General features: G+C 59.9%; 14 protein-coding genes. 9 read left to right on the top strand and 5 right to left on the bottom strand.

All coding sequences use genetic code 11. The annotated features are described in order from the left end of the window. Window positions 1-13: 13 nt before the first annotated feature. Entirely contained in the window at window positions 14-1,549 is a 1,536-nt protein-coding gene (locus JQS30_RS08895) for a hypothetical protein (RefSeq protein ID WP_213169937.1), read from the bottom strand. Between JQS30_RS08895 and uvrB the strand changes: the two genes are divergently transcribed. Then, on the top strand, window positions 1,446-3,815 hold the full coding sequence (gene uvrB, locus JQS30_RS08890) for an excinuclease ABC subunit UvrB (protein WP_425498819.1): 2,370 nt from the start codon (window positions 1,446-1,448) through the stop codon (window positions 3,813-3,815). The two genes, JQS30_RS08895 and uvrB, sit on opposite strands and share 104 nt — an antisense overlap. A 169-nt stretch (window positions 3,816-3,984) precedes the next feature. On the opposite strand, the gene JQS30_RS08885 is transcribed toward uvrB, so the two are convergent. Then, window positions 3,985-4,287 (bottom strand): antibiotic biosynthesis monooxygenase family protein, encoded by a 303-nt coding sequence (locus JQS30_RS08885; protein WP_213169935.1) that lies wholly within the window; start codon window positions 4,285-4,287, stop codon window positions 3,985-3,987. A gap of 332 nt (window positions 4,288-4,619) precedes the next feature. Between JQS30_RS08885 and JQS30_RS08880 the strand changes: the two genes are divergently transcribed. After that, entirely contained in the window at window positions 4,620-5,648 is a 1,029-nt protein-coding gene (locus JQS30_RS08880; protein WP_213169934.1) for a TerC/Alx family metal homeostasis membrane protein, read from the top strand. 220 nt (window positions 5,649-5,868) lie between these two features. On the opposite strand, the gene JQS30_RS08875 is transcribed toward JQS30_RS08880, so the two are convergent. Together JQS30_RS08875 and JQS30_RS08870 are read right to left on the bottom strand one after the other, a co-directional pair. After that, window positions 5,869-6,876 carry a C40 family peptidase gene (locus tag JQS30_RS08875; RefSeq protein WP_213169933.1) on the bottom strand — a complete coding sequence of 336 codons (1,008 nt, stop codon included), beginning with the start codon at window positions 6,874-6,876 and terminating at the stop codon, window positions 5,869-5,871. A 283-nt stretch (window positions 6,877-7,159) separates the two neighbouring features. Beyond that, window positions 7,160-7,864: a hypothetical protein gene (locus JQS30_RS08870; RefSeq protein WP_213169932.1), complete on the bottom strand. Its 705-nt coding sequence runs from the start codon at window positions 7,862-7,864 to the stop codon at window positions 7,160-7,162. Between the two features lie 269 nt (window positions 7,865-8,133). Between JQS30_RS08870 and JQS30_RS08865 the strand changes: the two genes are divergently transcribed. Both JQS30_RS08865 and bioB read left to right on the top strand, forming a co-directional pair. After that, complete coding sequence (locus JQS30_RS08865; RefSeq protein WP_213169931.1) at window positions 8,134-9,324, top strand: hypothetical protein; 1,191 nt, start codon at window positions 8,134-8,136, stop codon at window positions 9,322-9,324. 903 nt (window positions 9,325-10,227) lie between these two features. Beyond that, window positions 10,228-11,211: a biotin synthase BioB gene (gene bioB / locus JQS30_RS08860; protein WP_343076207.1), complete on the top strand. Its 984-nt coding sequence runs from the start codon at window positions 10,228-10,230 to the stop codon at window positions 11,209-11,211. A 160-nt stretch (window positions 11,212-11,371) separates the two neighbouring features. Here the strand turns inward: bioB and def are convergent, their stop codons facing one another. Further along, window positions 11,372-11,899: a peptide deformylase gene (gene def, locus JQS30_RS08855; protein ID WP_246497834.1), complete on the bottom strand. Its 528-nt coding sequence runs from the start codon at window positions 11,897-11,899 to the stop codon at window positions 11,372-11,374. Between def and JQS30_RS08850 the strand changes: the two genes are divergently transcribed. The 5 genes from JQS30_RS08850 (at window position 11,784) to JQS30_RS08830 (ending at window position 18,645) form a co-directional block, all read left to right on the top strand. After that, window positions 11,784-13,910 (top strand): RNB domain-containing ribonuclease, encoded by a 2,127-nt coding sequence (locus JQS30_RS08850; RefSeq protein WP_425498818.1) that lies wholly within the window; start codon window positions 11,784-11,786, stop codon window positions 13,908-13,910. The genes def and JQS30_RS08850 overlap by 116 nt on opposite strands. 48 nt (window positions 13,911-13,958) lie before the next feature. Continuing rightward, window positions 13,959-15,215 (top strand): tyrosine--tRNA ligase, encoded by a 1,257-nt coding sequence (tyrS, locus tag JQS30_RS08845; protein ID WP_213169928.1) that lies wholly within the window; start codon window positions 13,959-13,961, stop codon window positions 15,213-15,215. A 111-nt stretch (window positions 15,216-15,326) separates the two neighbouring features. Continuing rightward, window positions 15,327-16,517, top strand: a complete 1,191-nt coding sequence (locus JQS30_RS08840; RefSeq protein ID WP_213169927.1) for a hypothetical protein — start codon at window positions 15,327-15,329, stop codon at window positions 16,515-16,517. Continuing rightward, window positions 16,514-17,626, top strand: a complete 1,113-nt coding sequence (locus tag JQS30_RS08835) for a hypothetical protein (protein ID WP_213169926.1) — start codon at window positions 16,514-16,516, stop codon at window positions 17,624-17,626. Before JQS30_RS08840 ends, JQS30_RS08835 begins: the two co-directional genes overlap by 4 nt. Then, window positions 17,623-18,645, top strand: coding sequence for an HAD-IIA family hydrolase (locus tag JQS30_RS08830; RefSeq protein ID WP_213169925.1), 1,023 nt, complete (start codon window positions 17,623-17,625; stop codon window positions 18,643-18,645). Before JQS30_RS08835 ends, JQS30_RS08830 begins: the two co-directional genes overlap by 4 nt. Window positions 18,646-18,650: the final 5 nt, after the last annotated feature.

Below are 18,650 nucleotides of genomic sequence, written 5' to 3'. Positions count from 1 at the left end.
CGATCATAGCGCGCTAGCCGATCTCACTGGTCACTTCCCAAGGGATATCGAAACCTTCGGCATCGTCGTGGGCAAATTCCACGTTTGCCACGCCCATTTCAGTCAAGAACTCCAGCTTGTGAAGGAAACCATCCTCACCGACGTGATACCGGAAGGAGGCGGCCCCGGGTTCGGATGCCGCATCGCCCTGCATGGGGTACTCCACCACTGCCAGGGGCCGGTCGTCCACATCGGTGTCCATGCGCAGCAGGTACGAGTTTTCGTGCACGTGCCCGACATCGTCTAGCTGGTCCGAGGCCATTTCGAGGAGTCGATAGAAAATCATTTCGTTGGTTCCCAGCTCTTGACTCTCCTGAATGTCGAGCCAAGTCCTCATGTCCCACCCCTCTTGCGGAACGGCTTGCGGTAGCTCCGGCTCGTCGGTGGCCTGCCGAGCGAGACCCATGGGCCGGGTCAAGTACAAGGTGGGGTCGCTTTCGTCGCTCAGGTGGAAGAATCCGGAGAAAGTGTTCCAGTCAATGACTCCTGAGCCTGACAGCATGCTGCCGTCTTCCTGAGGTATGACCATTTCCACGGAGCTGATGGTCTGGAAATTGCGGTGCCGCATCCCTGCCAACGTTTCGGCGAAGTCCTCTTCGACTTGTTCGGGATCGATCCGGGCTCCTCCGAACAGGTCGATCAACTCGATACGTTCGATGACGGTGTTCTGAGTGTGCTTGAAATCGACGGTGGCGAGCCCTATTCCTCCAGGATTGACCTGAAAACGGTGCAGCTTCCCATGTTCGTCGACGGAATAAAGTGCTTCGGCCCCTGTTGAGCCCCTCTCGGAGGGATCGTCGTTGTAGCCCTCGGAGTCCGCGGTGGATTCTTCCCCTCCCGATCCTTCCGCCTCATCACCGGCGGCCGGGGGGCCCTCAACCTGGTCGGCGTCCTCGCCCTCGACTCCGGGTTCGTCGTCGAGGATGTCGATCTCGCCCGTGGCCTGGTCCTGCATGACCGGTGCGCGGAACACGTCGACTTCCACTCCATCGATCGCCGCGGACTCTTGCCAGGTTGACTGTTCCTGGAGCCACCGGGCGTCATCGGCCTGGCGTGATTGGAGCGAGAACACCGCCGAGGTGATGATGTCGAACTGATCTTGATATGGGTCGGACCGTTCGGACTGCCCGGACATCATATGGCGGATTGACCAGCCGTCGGCGGGAATGTTCGCCGGATCGAGCTCGGCATCGTCATCGGCTTCGCGCGTGGCTACCAAGCCCGGTATCACTTGCACGAATTGGCCCGACTCCCGCTGGCCCATCGGCGGAAGAGAAGCATAGAGAATTGGCCCTGACCAGTCGATGTATCCGTTGATGCGATGGGATTGCTCGCCTGCGGGAATACTGATCTGCACAGCGGTCGGGTCGGCCTCGGCGTTCGTTTGCCGCACACTGGCTAGGCGGATGGCTTCCTCGTGGGTGAGGTCGCGGGCGGATTCGTCGTCGGGGCCCAGCCCACAGGCGGCAGCTCCAAACGACACTCCGCCGATGACCAGAAGGGCGGCCATTGACCAGACGGTTGCGCGTTTCCAAGTGGGTGCAGAATTACTCACATGGGGCATAACGAGACAGTTTCAGACAGGTAACTGGATTGGGGGAAGCGAATGTGTCATGTACCGGTCGGCTCAGCTAGGAGTGGGGCGCTTGTCTCTGCAATTGTCGTACTCGCGGCGTACGGTAAGAGACGTGAGCTTCGATATACCTAGAGCCGACGGCACGTTTGAAGTAGTCAGTGAGTACTCGCCCTCCGGAGACCAGCCGAATGCGATCGCGGAGTTGACCGAAAGGATCAACCGGGGTGAGCGCGATGTGGTGTTGCTGGGCGCGACCGGTACCGGCAAGAGTGCCACCTCAGCGTGGCTGATTGAAAAACTACAACGCCCGGCCCTCATCATGGCCCACAATAAGACTCTCGCCGCGCAGTTGGCCAAAGAGTTCCGGGAACTGCTGCCGAACAACGCAGTGGAGTACTACGTCTCCTACTACGACTACTACCAGCCAGAGGCCTACGTCGCCCAGACCGACACCTTCATCGAGAAGGATTCGTCAATCAACGAAGAAGTCGAGCGCTTGCGGCACCGTGCCACCTATTCCCTATTGACCAGGCGTGACGTAGTGGTGGTGGCGACCGTCTCTGCCATCTACGGTTTGGCGACGCCCGCGGAGTACTTGGCTGCGGCCACAGAGGTGTCTGTTGGGCAGGAATGGGACCGCAACAAGCTGCTACGTCGTCTAGTCGACACACAATATGACCGCAACGACTACGCGTTCCAACGCGGCACCTTCCGGGTACGCGGCGATACGATCGAGATCATCCCCGCCTATGAAGAGCTGGCAATTCGCATTGAGATGTTCGGTGACGAAGTCGAACGGCTCTACTTCCTCAACCCGCTGACCGGCGACGTGGTCACCGAAACCGACCGGGTTGTGATTTTTCCCGGCAGCCACTATGCGATCGGCAACGAACGCATGGAACGCGCGATGGTCACCATCGAAGAGGAACTCGAAGAGCGCCTAGCTCAGCTGGAGGGTCAGAACAAATTGCTCGAGGCCCAGCGGCTGCGGATGCGTACGACATTTGATCTGGAAAACATGAAACAGATGGGCAGCTGTTCGGGGATCGAGAACTACTCGCGGCATATCGATGGGCGCCCGCCAGGCAGCCCCCCGCACACGTTGCTGGATTACTTCCCCTCGGACTTCCTCACCATCATCGATGAGTCGCATGTGACCGTTTCGCAGATTGGTGGCATGTACGAAGGCGATGCCTCGCGCAAACGCAACCTCATCGAGCATGGATTTCGGTTGCCGTCGGCCGCGGACAACCGCCCGCTGAAGTTCCCGGAGTTTCGTGAGCGTGTGGGGCAGACTGTATATCTGTCCGCCACTCCGCAGAAATGGGAGCTAGAGCAGGCTGGCGGCCAGTACGTAGAACAGATCATTCGACCTACGGGATTGGTTGATCCGCAGGTGGAGGTGAGGCCGACCACCGGTCAGATCGACGACCTCATGGCCGAGATCACCGAACGGGCGAACAAGAACGAACGGGTGCTGGTCACGACGTTGACCAAGAAGATGGCCGAGGACCTGACCGATTATTTCCTCGACAACGGAATTCGGGTACGTTACCTGCATTCAGAGGTGGAGACGCTGCGGCGGGTGGAGCTGCTGCGAGAACTGCGCAGTGGCGAGTACGACGTGCTAGTCGGTATCAACCTTTTGCGGGAGGGTCTGGACCTACCCGAGGTCTCTTTGGTGGCAATCCTCGATGCGGACAAGGAAGGGTTCCTCCGTTCGTCAACGTCATTGATTCAGACAATTGGTCGAGCGGCCCGAAACGTGTCCGGCACCGTGTTGATGTACGCCGACCACATCACAGACTCGATGCGCTCGGCCCTCGATGAGACCGAAAGGCGTCGTGACAAGCAGCTGGCCTACAACGCCGAGCACGGCATCGACCCGACCCCATTGCGCAAACGCATCGGTGACATCGTGGCCGACCTCTATGAGGAGGCGGAAGACACCGAAGCGCTTGCGGCGGCCGAACAAGAAGCCAAGCGTGACGGTAAGGCCGTTTCTAAGGCGGCGAAGAAGGGTGCCGAGGGCTCCTCGAAGATGCGTGAGGAGATTCTGCGGCAGCTGGAGGAACGTAACGAGCAGATGCTGGCGGCGGCGCGAGAATTGCGCTTTGAGGTTGCGGCCGCCTACCGCGACGAGATTGCGGAGTTGAAAAAGGAGCTGCGACAGATCAGCCGAGCGGTGGACGGCGAGTAGGCTCAGCCTGCGGGCACGGCCTTGAATGGGCCCGGCAGGTTTGATGGTTTCGTCGCCCAGCTCGATGCGCGACTACTCGGTATTGGGCTGGGCAAGCCACCTTTGCGCAGTGGTGCGTTCACGCGCAGGCCCGCTGCGTTGAGCGTACTGGCTGGTGGAAGCCCAGTGACTAGGCGGAGCTCTCGCCGATGTCTTCGAAGTGCTCAACTGTCGGGGGAACAGCGAAAAACTCGCCGATGGCTCCGCGCCACTGGTCGAACCGCTCAGACTGGCGGAAACCGACCTCATGGGCGGCGACAGATTCCCATTCGATGAGTAGATAGAAGGATTGCGGCGACTCGATCCCACGCGTCATGCGCATGGAGAGGCATCCGGGGGTCGTCGATACGAACTTCCTGGCCGACCGATAGGCCTCGGAGAACTCGTCTTCGCGACCTTCGGTGACGGTGATGTGCGCTATTTCCAAAACCACAGCTACAGCTTTCCGTGTCCGTTTAAGGAGAGAAGAGAACCGTAGCGCATAGAGATCTAGGACACGTGTGGAAAGTAACTTTCCCGACAGCAGACAGAGACAATTGGATAGTGCATACTGTTGAGAGACCAGTCATCATATGGGGAGTATCCCTAGGTGTCGTCAATCGACACTGGCAGTCCTATCGTCAGCACAAGGTGTGAATGAGCACCTTCGGTGGGATTGGGTCTAACTGCAGCACCTCCAACCAAGTCCCCGAGGGGATTTGGTCGAGCATGCGTTGGGCCGGGAGAGACCAGCTAGCACTCTGGTGAACCGAAAGAGGCACGGCATTGGATCTCCCATTTTGGGTGTGGGTCGTCACTGTGGGCATTCTCGGCGCTGTGGTGGTCGCAGACCTCATCCACGTCGTTCGTAAACCACATTCCCCTTCACTCAAAGAAGCTGGTACGTGGTCGCTCGTCTATATCGCGGCCGCATTTATCTTCGCTATCGGTCTGTTCTTCCTGTCCTCGGCGACCTACGCCGGTGAATTTGTGGCGGGATACGTCACCGAAAAGGCGCTCTCAGTCGACAACTTGTTCGTCTTCCTGCTGATCATGCAGGCATTCCTCGTCCCCAAGCACTTGCAACAGATGGTGCTCATGGTGGGGATCGTCCTGGCCATCGTGTTCCGTTCGGGCTTTATCGCCGTAGGCGCGGTGCTCATCAGTCACTTCAGCTGGGTCTTCTTGATATTCGGGGTGATTTTGGCCTATACGGCCTGGCACCTGGTCAAACAAGGAGCCATGCCAAATGATTTTGAACCTAACGCGCTCATGAAGCAGGCTCAGAAACGTCTGCCGTTCACGCAGGAGTACCACGGCACGAAGCTGTGGGTGCGTATAAAAGGGCGCTATTTCTTGACACCGTTGGTGCTGGTGATGATCGCGATCGGCTCGACTGACATCTTGTTCGCCCTAGACTCGATTCCAGCGATTTTCGGCCTGACGCAGGAACCGTACTTGGTGTTCGCCGCGACTGCCTTCGCGCTCATGGGCTTGCGGCAGCTGTACTTTGTGCTAGCCGGTCTGCTGGAGAAGCTGAAGCACTTGTCTTTGGGCCTGTCGATCATTTTGGGATGGATCGGCGTCAAGCTGGTGTTGCACGGGCTGCACGAAAACACGCTGGGGATTATCAACAATGGGCAGCCGGTAGGGGTGCCAGAAGTGCCCACTTGGCTGTCACTTGGCGTGATCTTTGGGGTCTTGACCGCCGTGGTGGTGGTTAACTGGGTGGAGTTGCGCCGCAACGGCGAGAATTTCCGATCCCTGTTCGTTGAGGACAACGAGTTGGTTAAGGAATCGCTCAAGCAGTCCTGACCCGCCCTGAGACGCAGTTTTCGCTGCGGAGAGGCCCGCTGTTGGTGGCAGGCTAAACGGCGGTGAGGGTCTGGGAACCTTCGAATTGGATTCCGAATCTCACGGTCATGCCCATGGTGGCCTGCCGCGCGGCACAAAGAGGACTAGTGAATCTCCTGGAAGTGCCGCAGCGGCGTCGAAGCGTTACGCCAGTGTCTGCGCCAACAGGCGCAGACACTGGTTAGTGCTGGGGTATGGGCCTGCGAACAGCCGAGATTGTGGCCATTTGGGAGTCCGATAGCTGCTCCTGCACGACCTTGCCATAGATGGGCGACGCCATGAGTACGGTCGGCCGGTCAGTTCCGTCAACCTCGGCGACAATGGAGACCTGGTGCTTGCTCTGCCCGTGTTCGAAGAACAACAGGTCTCCGCTTTGGGCGTCGTCAAGGTCAATCTCGGTGCCAGCCTCAAGGAGTCCGTCGGTCGTACGCGGAATGATTCCTCCCAGCTGGCGGTAGATCACATGCACCAGACCGGGTGCGTCGAGGCCATAGGCGCTAATGCCGCTGTGGAGGTAGGGAACTTCCATTAGCTGGTGTCCGACCTTGACGGCGTCGAAGCCACCCGAGACTAGTGGCATTGGGTTGGTCGGAGCTGGCTCGTAGCTGAGATCGCGCAGCGGTACCCAGCCTGGTTCTTGCGGACCAGGTAGGAAAACCGGAGCCCAGCCACGGTAATCGCCTCCGGCGATGCGCAGACGCGTGCCAAGCGTGACACCGGGAATCTTGACGTCTCCGCCGGGCTCGTCGCGGACAGCGGTGGCCGTGGAATTGACAAGATGTATTGGGCCGACTGGTTCTTCGCGAAGTGGGCTAACCAACTGTGTGCCAGGAACCCAGCCGCTGATGCCTTCTTTGCAGTCGGGGCTCCTAGGCTGGCTAGGGTCCGCGATATGTACCCACGTGTCTTCGGTGTCGAGGACCGTGACCTCGTTGCCAAGCCATGTTTGGGTTATAGCCCGATGGTTGAGGCCGTCGGTGCGTTTGCTCAGCGTAAGTCCTGAGACCCAGTCGCGTACGGCCGCCGGGGTTCCCAACGCAAGCCGATCATGATCGTGCGGTGCGTCTGGTCGCGTCCAGAGGGTGGCGACAGAAACGGCAACCAATGCTGTCTGTCCAGATGCGAATGACAAGGTGGGTTCTCCGGGTGACGTGGCGTGATCAGGGTCGAGGCTGGTTCGGGTGCACATGCGTGGAACATCCGGCGGCTCACTCCATTCGAGCGTCGCCTCCGGCTTCCCTTGCAAAAGTACGCCTGATCAGGCCTCTTCGATGACACCGCGTGGGCCGAGCTGAGCGGCCTGTACGGCTGAGTCTTCTAACCTAGCAAGTCAGATTGCGGCCACGAATGCCACCTCGCCATTTTTACGACATTTCCGACATATGGCTGGACATCATGTTAATTGTCTGGCGTGAAACTGCCACAGGCGGTGATCGGATTAACGTTTGCAACCTGAGCATCGTGCGTCAATGTCACTCGGCCCAATATAGATAGATGTCGGTTTCCTCGGGCTCGATTGACCACAGCGGCAGGTGGTCGGGAATTTCCACCTCGCCAGTTACGGAGGAGCCCGGTGGTACAACTCCCAGGTCGAGGACTGACGCGCCCACGATGCTGCCGTCACTGTCACGGTAGAGCAATGCGGCCGCCGCGTTGGCCACGGCTGGTTCATAGTCAGACTCGATCTCGAATCGGGCTACCGATGTGCCCTCGGGGCTGTCGGCCAGCTCCAGTTCGGCTGAGGTTGCGTTGAGGGCCTGGACGGGCAAGCGAGTTGTTCCATCAAAGTCGTGGTCGCGTTCGTGCCACGTCAGGTTTTCCACTTCCACCTCGAGGTTGTGTACTGGCACGTCCACTGGGAGTGAATTGCGCCCGATTCCCAGCGAGCTATCGGCTGCGACCAAGTACCTTTCGCTGTCTCCCGTGGTGAATTGGCCGATCTGTAGCTGGGAAAGCTCATTGCCCTCGGCATCGAAACCGGATACAGAGACGGTGAATGCGGCATCGAGGTCGCTGCTGGAATTGGTGACCACAGCGCCCCAGGTCATGACGTCCTCGGCTGTGAGCTCGTGTTCGTAGGTGTAGAAACCGAAGTCGGTCACCGTTAGTTCGGCCCCGACGTGCGCATCGACCTCTGTGGGCTCGAAAGTGAGTTCGTCGACTTCGTTTGTCGGCACTTCTGGGTCTCCCGGTCGAGGGGTCCCGATCGTGGCCAATGCCGCAAGCGAGGTGACTACGCAAGCAATCACAAGCCAGCTATTGGGTATCTTTTTCGCGCTGCTTATACTACGTTTTATCACCGCGCGCACCTTCCCAAGTGGAGAGAGCTTCCAGCCCAGTTTAGCCCCAGCGCGCAAAAGGACCAGGTCTGGTGCCACATTGGTCAGGTTGGTACGACGTCATACCATTGAGATGCCAGGCGAACCGAGCCAACGCGAGGAACCGCATGAGTCCTACCCCTGCCCAACCTGGGAAGATCAACCTCACTGTTACGGCCATGAATGGCTCCGCCGAAGAGAAGGGGACTGGCTCAAGGTCATTGGTACCTATTCCAGCCCGGTCGTTCCTCATCACATGGCTGATAGTTGCGCTTGTAGCCGTCGGTGCGGCGGTGCCTTTGCGTAGTCACGCAGATCAACAGCCAGCCGCCTTGGTGGAAGACTACCTGGAAGCGGTGTGGGCCGCCGATGAGGAGTGGCTGCGGGCCAACGACCTCTACCCGCAAATGGGTCCTGAGGAGCACGTCGATTTTCTAAGTACGGATGTTCTGAGGTCTGATTGGGAGATTGGCTCGGTGGAGACCATCGCCCAAGGAACCTTGGGGGACTTGGATGATCCGGTCGCGGATGAGTTTGCGGCGCATCGCTGGGCCTCGGTCGAGGCTGTCATCGCTGCCCCTGATTCCACGGAGCACGCCCACAAGTTCTATGTGGAGAATTTTGGTGAAGGCTGGGAGTTGAGGGTCGATCCGTTTCGATTTTCGGTCGCCCCCGGAGCGATCGGATTTGTAGACGTCAATGGAACCCGTATTACGTTTGCGGATGCCCGCGCCCGCACCTACCTCTTGTTTCCGGGGTTCTACCAGTTCTATGCGACGTCGACCGAAGCGGTAGATCTAGAACCGATATCCATCTTGGTGTTGGGAAGTACGTACCGTGAACTCGGTACCGAGTACGTATATGACAACTTGCGACTTACTCCGAGGGTTGCGCCCAACGAGACGACAGTCGCGACGGTGCAAGAGGCATTTGACGAGCTGTTGGACCAGTGCGTCGCCTATGAACGGGCCGCGACCGGCAATGGTTGTCCATTCGATGCCACCAGGTTTACCGATGGCGATCGTGAGGCTCCCGTCCAGTGGCAGATCGAAACCCGAGCCGAAATCGCGGTGAGTTCCGCCGTAGATGATCCCTCGAAGTTCGAGATCAGCCTTCGCAGCGGCGGGGAAGTGCGGGCTAGCGGAGAATTCACCTACTATCAGAACACGAGCGCTGGGTTGCTGTGCACTGTAGAACCATCAAATGTCGAAGTCGTTTTGTTGGATGATGAGGAGATCGGGCTCGCTCCCGGCCTAGTCGACGCCAGTCGCTGGAAGTCGTTTGTCCCGACGCCGCGCGGTGACTGCGACATGCTGTGACCACCGATGTGAGCATTCGTCGGCACGCGGGTGAACGCGGCCAAATGAGGTCACCGGGATGTCAACGGGTCGATGGGTCATCCTCTGCAGGAGTTCCCGCTAGAGGGGCCACCCATGACAGGCCCGACCGGATCCTCCCGACAGATCAAGGTCTACGTGACCTCAGCGGAGGGCGCACAGGGGCCACCGCCACGGTCCACAATGTCTCGGTCTAAGAAAGCACTGTTGGGATTGGCCGCACTCCTCTTGGCCGTCGCGGCCACCATGCCCATCTGGTTGGGCGGTGAAGAGGATCCGGTGAAAGTCGTGCGTGAGTATGTGGAAGCCGTGCATGACAAAGACGTGGAATGGTTGCATGACAACGGCCTAGTCCCCATCCAGCTCCAAGTCGCTAGTTGTACCCAGCTGAAAGGTCGTCGCATGGCAGATCGTTACTTGCCCGGAAAACAAGGTTGTGCACACTTCAGGGCAAGGGCGCCTGCTGAGTTTGGAATTGGTAGAACCAGGCGAATTGGTCGTCCACGCAAGAGTGGGTGGCACAGTCACAAAAGCCATATGTGACGTGTGCGCGGACGGGCTGAACCTTGACTTGCTGGAACCAGGTTGACCCAGTCTCTACCCGAATCAACTCCAGGCCGATCACTGGAGGGACCCGGCGCGTCAGTCCGGGTACGGCAGTGAGGTCGTCACCTAGCCTTCGTTCAGGCCTCTGCCGGTTTGTCAAGTGGTGATTTCGCCACGCCTGGAGGTATCCTCTAAGACTTATTGTAGGGCTGTGGCAGTATCTGTGGCATGGCAGAACTAACCACCGCGCTCACCTCTCTGTTGGACGCCGCACGCGCCGGCACGGAGCCTAAGGCCGCCGACCTGCACCAAGTGCTGGCAGCTCCCGACCACCGCCTCATGGAGATCGTCGCCGCAGCCGCGCAACTGCGCCACGAACACTTCGGTAACAAGGTCAAGCTCAACTACCTGGTAAACCTCAAGAGCGGACTGTGTCCCGAGGACTGCGGATACTGCTCACAACGACTGGGTTCCAAGGCCGACATCCTCAAGTACAAGTGGCTCTCTGCCGATGACGCCACCTCACAGGCCAGCGCAGGTGTCCAAGGCGGCGCTTCCCGGGTATGCCTCGTGGCCTCAGGTCGTGGCCCAACTGACAAGGACGTCGAACGAGTCGGCGAAACGATCGCCGCGATCAGACGCCAGAACCCGAACGTCGAGGTGTGCGCGTGCCTAGGGTTGCTCAAGGAAGGCCAAGCCGAACGCCTCTCCCAACTGGGGGCCGACGCCTATAACCACAACCTCAATACCTCCGATGACCAATACGGCGAGATTTGTTCAACCCACACCTACGATGACCGCATCGACACCGTCAATTCAGCCCGCGACGCGGGACTTTCTCCCTGCTCGGGCCTGATCGCCGGTATGGGCGAGACCGATGAAGACCTAGTGTCGGTAGTACTGCGCCTGCGTGAGTTGAACGCTGATTCCGTACCTGTGAACTTCCTGCTCCCCGTCAAGGGAACCCCCTTGGAAGGAACATGGGACCTCGACCCGCAGCGTTGCCTGAAGATCCTATCTATGGTGCGACTGGCACACCCCTCCACCGAAGTCCGACTCGGCGCGGGCCGGGAAGTACACCTACGTAACCTGCAGGCCGTAGCGCTACAGGTGGTCAACTCGATTTTCTTGGGCGACTACCTCACCACCGAGGGGCAAGGAGCCAAGAAGGACCTAGAGCTGCTATCCGACGCCGGGATGGAACCGCTGGAGCCGGTGACGTTCCCCGAATCGGTCGAAGACAACCAGCCACAGGCTAGCCGCGACGAGCTCGTTCGCCCGCGCAAACGCGGCGCTGGCACCAGCCTCGCCCCGAACGCCTAAACAGTCACCTATGACAGTCGGGTGGAGAAACCTACGGTTTCTCCACCCGACTTTGCCTTACAGAGCCACCTGGCCCGGCTAGCCTGCCGGGGCTGATACCCAAAAGATGCAACAGGGCGACACGTTCCCAACGCAGGTGGACCCATGACGGGGCAGTGGCCTAAACTTCGTCGTTGCCCGCGTAGAAGTCCTCAAGCAGCCGCTTACGGGCCTTCTTGGGAAGCTTGTCGATGTAGACAAAGCCGTCCAAGTGGTCGGTCTCATGCTGGAGGCACCGGGCCATCTGCCCATCACCCTCGACGACGATCTCGTTTCCGTCCTTGTCGAGGCCGTACACGCGCGCGAACGCGGTTCGAGAGATAACAGCCGACTGCCCTGGGATGGAAAGGCACCCCTCATAGTCGGCGTCGAGCTCGGCACCCGCGACCGGAAGCTCCAGACGTGGATTTACCACGTGCCCGATCTGGTGTTCTCCATCGGCGTTGGGGCAGTCATACACGAAAACACGCAGACTCAGACCGATCTGGTTGGCAGCCAGGCCGACACCCTCAGCCTCGTACATGCTGGCGAACATGACATCGATCAGATCCGACAGCTCTGAATCGAACTTTTCCACGTCCGCGCAGGGACGGTGGAGAACGTCTTCGCCGTACATCGTGATGGGCTTGGCAATCGCAGTATCTTTCACGCCTCCCAGTTTAAACGGATTGCACACCAACTCGGCAGTTGGTCTTAGGCACCGCGAGGACGTACTACTAGAATCAGCCCCTGAAGCTACGGACATATTGGGGGAGCTTATGCCGGGTCTCGACCACACGAGTGGCATCATGATCGACTCTGCGGAGACGGTCGATCGAGACGATGCCATTTGGGTGATCGCCACCGAGACCGGTTTTGAATTTTGGGTGCATATCGCCCGTGTAGCCGACCACCTTGTTCGTGGCAGCAGCGCAGACGCCGAGGCGCGCCGACGCATGCACACGTTGTACAGGCGCACCTATACCAAGCACATGTTGCCACGCCCAGTCGAAGCGCAGGCTTCACTGCGCGCTTGCCGCAAACCGAGCGAATCCCCGGCCGCATCCGAAACGTCGATCACAACCGCGGCAGACGAGACCCAAGACACATTCACCGTCCACTGCCGTACTGATGTCGCGGGAAACATTCTGGACGTCGAACTAGGTCGCGGGATTCTTGACCGCGCCTGGACCATGACCTACGCCGAAGCCGCAGAAGCCGCGACCAACCCAGAGGCCACCTGCCATCAGCAGCTCGCAACTGCCTCTGACCTGGCGCAACGCTTGTTGCAACGTCGTCGCTACAGCGGTGCGCTAGCCATCTACGACCTCCAGCGCGGATACGCGACCAATGAGGAAGGCCAGCTGATCCGGCTCGCGGACGATACCCGTAACTCTGGCTATGTGATCGTGCAGGAACTTATGATCGCCGCCAACGCCGCGATCGCCTCGTGGGCCGCCGAACGCGATATACCAATCCTGTTTCGAAATCATCGGCTCGCCGCAGTAGCGGGAGATCCACGCGACCTGCAAGAACAATTGCTCGCCGCTGAAACATCCGGAGACATCCAGGAATGGGAGCTTCTGCGCAACCGAATGCGTATGGTCGCCCGCGCGGCCACCTACGGGCCCAGTGTCTCCGGCCACCACGGGTTGCAGTTGCCCGTTTACGCGCACAACACCAGCCCTTTGCGGCGTTACCCTGACTTGATCAACCAGCGCATACTTCTCGCCGTGACCTCAGGTCACGACAGCCCTTATGACCTAGAAGAACTTCGTGAATTGGCCGAGGACCTCAACGAGCGACTCGCCGAAGAACGTCAACGAAAAAGCGAACACTTCCGCAAAGCCGCCGAACGCGTCACGGCCCGCCAACTCTCTCAAGCCGACTATGAACAACTCGACGAGGCCGATTTCGCGCGGGTCGTGCGCGCCGCCGTCGAGACTGACACCACCCACCCGGATCTACTCAAAACGATCGAGCAACGTGTCAACAGTGGGCAACTACAGTTGCGTGAACTCGGTGCGGTGTACTTCGACGCAGTCAGCCCGGCGTGGCTTCCCCTGCGACAACTCATCGGGCAACACCTTGCCGCCGACCCCAGCCGAGCCGTCTCCTTGGTCAATATGTATGCCCAAGCTGTCTTGGGTGGACCGCTCGACGCATCCCACGTGACCTGGTCAGTTCACACCGGCGGTGACATCCACGAACCACGCTTCTCCGCCCGCCTCACGCTCGAACTTGGGGAGGAACATCACACCGGCCCTGCTCGCACGGCCCGCTCCAAACGCGAAGCCCGCAACTTGGCGGCCCTGGCCTTGGCCGCTCAATTGGCTGGACTAGGCGAGACCGAACCCGACGATGAGCTACCGTCGGTGCCGACCAACGTCCAAAACCATCGGGCGCTGGAAGCAGCCGTTCATCCCATCCAAGCTGTCACGATTTACGAACAGCGCGGCCTTATAGCCGATCTGAACTGGGAATACGAGCTTGACGGCCCACCACACGAACGTGAATTCACGTGCCGGGCCACCGCGAAATTCAACGGCGTCAAAAATAGCGCTGTCATGTCTGAACTGGCCTCGGATGGAACCGGTGCGACCAAGAAGGCGGCAAAGGCCGCAGCAGCCGCCCAGCTGCGCGCTCAAATCGAACGACACAGCAATCTCCTCGCCGACTAGGGCAGTGTGCCAATGCCGGGCCCGAGGTGGGTGAGGCAAAATAACAGCATGCACATAATCGACGAACTTTCCTGGCGTGGCCTGATCCAAGACAGCACCGACATTGATGCGCTCCGCAAAGACATCGACGCAGGACAGCTCTCGTTTTATGTGGGGTTCGATCCGACAGCGGCTAGTTTGCACGTGGGGCACCTCATGCAGGCGCTCACGGCCCGCCGGTTGCAACATGCCGGTCTCCGCCCCGTCTTGCTGGTGGGCGGCGCGACCGGGCAAATCGGTGATCCTCGCGACACTTCAGAGCGCACACTCAACCCGCCGGAGACCGTAGCCCAGTGGGTCGAAAACATTCGGCAACAAGTGGCACCCTTCGTCACGTTCGAAGGAGAGAGCGCCGCAGTGCCTGTCAACAACCTTGACTGGACTGACGAATTGTCCGCGATCGACTTTCTGCGCGACGTCGGCAAGCACTTCCCCGTCAGTAAGATGCTCAACCGCGAAGTTGTCCGCGCTCGCCTCGAATCCGGAATCTCCTTCACTGAATTTGCCTACCAGCTATTGCAATCGCACGATTACTGGGAACTGAACCAACGCTACGGCGTCACTGTGCAGTTTGGCGGTTCCGACCAGTGGGGCAACATCACCGCTGGTGTTGACTACGTCCGCCGACGCTCCGGTAAACACGTCCACGCCTTCGTGACGCCCTTGATCACTAAGGCAGACGGCACAAAATTCGGTAAATCCGAAGGCGGAGCTATCTGGCTCGACGCTAACTTGACCAGTCCGTACGCGTTCTACCAGTTCTGGTTTAACGCCGATGACCGCGACATTGTCCAATACTTGAAGTACCTCTCGTTCCGCAGCCAAGCTGAAATTGAGGAGCTGGAAAAGGCCACGATCGAAAAGCCGCAAGCGCGCCTAGCCCAGCGGGCGCTGGCTGAGGAGATGACCGTGCTCTTGCATGGACAGGCTGAGTGCGACCAGGTAATCGCGGCTTCAAAAGCGTTGTTTGGCCGCGCGGCACTGACGGAGCTTTCCGAAGCTACGCTGGTAGCAGCCTTGAGCGAGGCCGGGATTACGAAGGTCGGTACGGAGCCAATTACCGTAGCGGAACTGCTGGCCAAATCTGGTGTGGTCTCTAGTACTTCGGAGGCGCGGCGAGCTGTGCGAGACGGTGGCGCATACCTCAATAACGAGAAGCTCACCGATGCCACGGAAGAGGTTGACCGCAGCGCACTGCTTTTCGGTCGCTACGCCGTTGTGCGCCGTGGCAAGAAAACCATTGCCGGGGCCGAGCTCGACGCTTAGGCCGATATAATTGTTTGGTTTGCCGCAATGTGTCCATTGCGGTTCTTAGCGCCGCGCTATGCGCGGCGAATATTGCTTGATTGTGGGGAGTGGCCGTGGCTGATAGCCGAGGTGAAGATCAAGGTCGTGAACGCGGGGGCTTTGGCCGTCGGGGCGACAGCGATCGAGGAGGCCGGGGCGGCTACGACCGCCGCGATGACCGTCGTGACCGAGGTGAACGCCGCGACCATTCCGACCGCCGTGACGACCGTGGTGGATACCGGGGCGGTGACCGCCGTGACGACCGTGGTGGATACCGGGGCGGTGACCGTCGGGATGACCGTGGGGATCGGCGTGATTTTAAGCGTGATGATCGTGGTGGTTACCGGGGTGGTGATCGTCGGGATGATCGTGGTGGTTACCGGGGTGGAGATCGTCGGGATGATCGTGGGGATCGGCGTGATTTTAAGCGTGATGATCGTGGGGGTTACCGGGGTGGTGACCGTCGGGATGACCGTGGGGATCGGCGTGATTTTAAGCGTGATGATCGTGGTGGTTACCGGGGTGGTGATCGTCGGGATGATCGTGGTGGTTACCGGGGTGGAGATCGTCGGGATGATCGTGGGGATCGGCGTGATTTTAAGCGTGATGATCGTGGGGGTTACCGGGGTGGTGACCGTCGGGATGACCGTGGGGATCGGCGTGATTTTAAGCGTGATGATCGTGGTGGTTACCGGGGCGGAGATCGTCGGGATGACCGTGGTGGTTACCGGGGCGGTGACCGTCGGGATGACCGTGGTGGTTACCGGGGCGGTGACCGTCGGGATGATCGTGGGGATCGGCGTGATTTTAAGCGTGATGATCGTGGTGGCTTCCGAGGTGGTGATCGTCGGGATGATCGTGGTGGTTACCGGGGTGGTGATCGTCGGGATGATCGTGGTGGTTACCGGGGTGGAGATCGCCGGGATGATCGTGGGGATCGGCGTGATTTTAAGCGTGATGACCGTGGTGGTTACCGAGGTGGTGACCGTCGGGATGACCGTGGTGGTTACCGAGGTGGTGACCGTCGGGATGATCGTGGTGGATACCGAGGTGGTGACCGTCGGGATGATCGTGGGGATCGGCGTGATTTTAAGCGTGATGATCGCGGTGGTTACCGGGGCGGTGACCGTCGGGATGACCGTGGTGGTTACCGGGGCGGTGACCGCCGAGACGACCGGCGTGGCTATGGCGACCGGGGAGAACGTCGCGACTTCCGTGGCCGCGACAATCGCCGTGACGACCGCGATGGAGACCGTCGGGACGACTCACGCAAACCCATGAAGAACCCCGATCTATCGGAGGGCCCGATTCGAAAGAACGAATCTCGGCAAGCCCCCGACATGCCTCGGGACGTGGAGTTCGATTACGACGACCTGGACAAAGACACGAAGCGTCAACTGCGCACCCTAAATAAGCAGCTCGCGGAGCTGGTCGGTAAGCGCATGTTGGTTACGGCGGCCCTCCTTGAGGAAGACCCGAAAGGGGCTCTGGAACACGCCCTCTATGCGCGGTCCAAGGCATCACGAGTGGCAGCGGTGCGTGAGGTTGCTGGAGTCGCCGCCTACAACGCCGGCGACTGGAAACTTGCACTGGCCGAGCTGAAAGCCGCGCAGCGACTTTCAGGCACCAATGACCATGTCGCCATGATTGCCGACTGTGAACGTGCCCTGGGGCGCCCTGAACGCGCAATTGACCTCTTTCGTGAATTCGGCAATGACAAGAAGATTCAGCTGGGAGACCGAGTCGAGCTGCTGATTGTCGCCTCCGGTGCCCGCCGAGACATGGGCATGGGTGAGGCCGCGACTGTCATGCTGCAAGTCGAGCTACTGAATTCCACACGTGAAGAGGAATGGGTAGCGCGATTGCGTTATGCCTATGCTGAGGCATTGCTCGCGGATGGCCGCGAAGAAGAGGGACGCCGATGGCTGAAGAAGGCAGTCGCCGCTGACATGACCGGTGACGTCGGTGCCAGTGACCGTCTGCTGGAATTGGAGGGCGTGAACCTGGAGGAATGGGACGAAGCAGACGAGGATGGTGCGGATGTCAGCGACGAGGAACGCGATGTGCGTGGCGATGAGCTCGACGCCACAGACGACCGCGTCGTTTCCGAACCTGCCGAGCCGACCTTGACCGAAAGCGATGAGACCCACGTCCCCGAGAGCGAGGAGCCAGCCACAGCCCCGGCCACGACGCTTACGTTCGCCGCGCCCGTCCAGGAGGAAGTTGAGCAGGAGGCAAACGGAGCAGACGCGCCAAGCACAGAAGGCAACCTGTCCGATGACACCGTATCCGCTGCCACTAACGGACCGGATTCTGTGGTGGATACCGATTCGGAAGCTGACCGTGACGGCGTCGAAAACACTGCGACTGATGGAGACTCCGACCGGTGACCACCTCTCGTCCCGCCCGCCTGCAATCCAGCGTCGGTGAGCTAGCCGCAGGCTACGGCCTCTCCCTGCTGGATCTCGATGGTGTGATCTACCTGCTTGACCAGGCAATCCCGGGCGCCGAGGAGACGGTGCGCCGCTTGCGAGAAATCAACAACCAACCTGTCTTTGTCACCAACAATGCTTCGCGCCGGAGCCACGAGGTCGCCAATGCTTTGACTGGAATGGGTATCGGCGCACGGGCCGATGAGGTGCAAACGTCAGCACAGACGGCCGCCCGTTTGATCGCGGAAAGATTCGCCGAATCTGATCCGGCAGTACTCGTGACTGGCTCTGAAGCACTGAAGGCAGAAATTCAGGACCTTGGGTTGCGCACGACTACAGAGGCGCGCCAGGCCGAGGTGGTGGTACAGGGATACGCCGCAGATTTGGGTTGGCGTGACCTGGCTAGCGCGGCGGTAGCGGTGCGGCGGGGTGCCTATTGGGTTGCGACTAACACGGACGCTACTCTGCCCAGTCCCGATGGACCGCTCCCTGGCAATGGTTCGCTTCTCAAGGCAGTGGAGATGGCGGTTGGGCATGGCCCCCACCTCATTGCGGGTAAACCGGAGCCGGTTATCTATCAGCAGGCGATGAATCGCCGTCCCGAGGCGGCGGCAATCGCGGTGGGGGACCGGTGGGACACGGATATCGCTGGTGCCAATGCCGCCGGAATCGACTCGCTGTTGGTCTTCACCGGTGTGCTCAATGAGCAGCAGGCGCTAAGGCTGCCTCCGGAAGGGCGCCCCACTCACTTGGGAGAATCGGTGGCGGATCTGTTCACTGCGCATCCGGAACTTAAGTGGGTCGACCAGTGGCTGGTTCGGTGTGGAGGCTGGGAGGCCAGTATCGGCGCAGGTCGTGAGCTGGTGTTGACCGGTGGGGGGACACAGCTGGATTCATGGCGGGCATTGTGCGAACTGGCTTGGGCCGCTCATGACGCAGGTGTGGCCGATGTAGATAAGCCGGTCTCGACCACATAGGCTAC

The sequence above is a fragment of the Natronoglycomyces albus genome, assembly GCF_016925535.1.
In the GTDB taxonomy this organism is placed as follows: domain Bacteria; phylum Actinomycetota; class Actinomycetes; order Mycobacteriales; family Micromonosporaceae; genus Natronoglycomyces; species Natronoglycomyces albus.
This window is presented reverse-complemented; position numbering and strand designations above follow the sequence as displayed.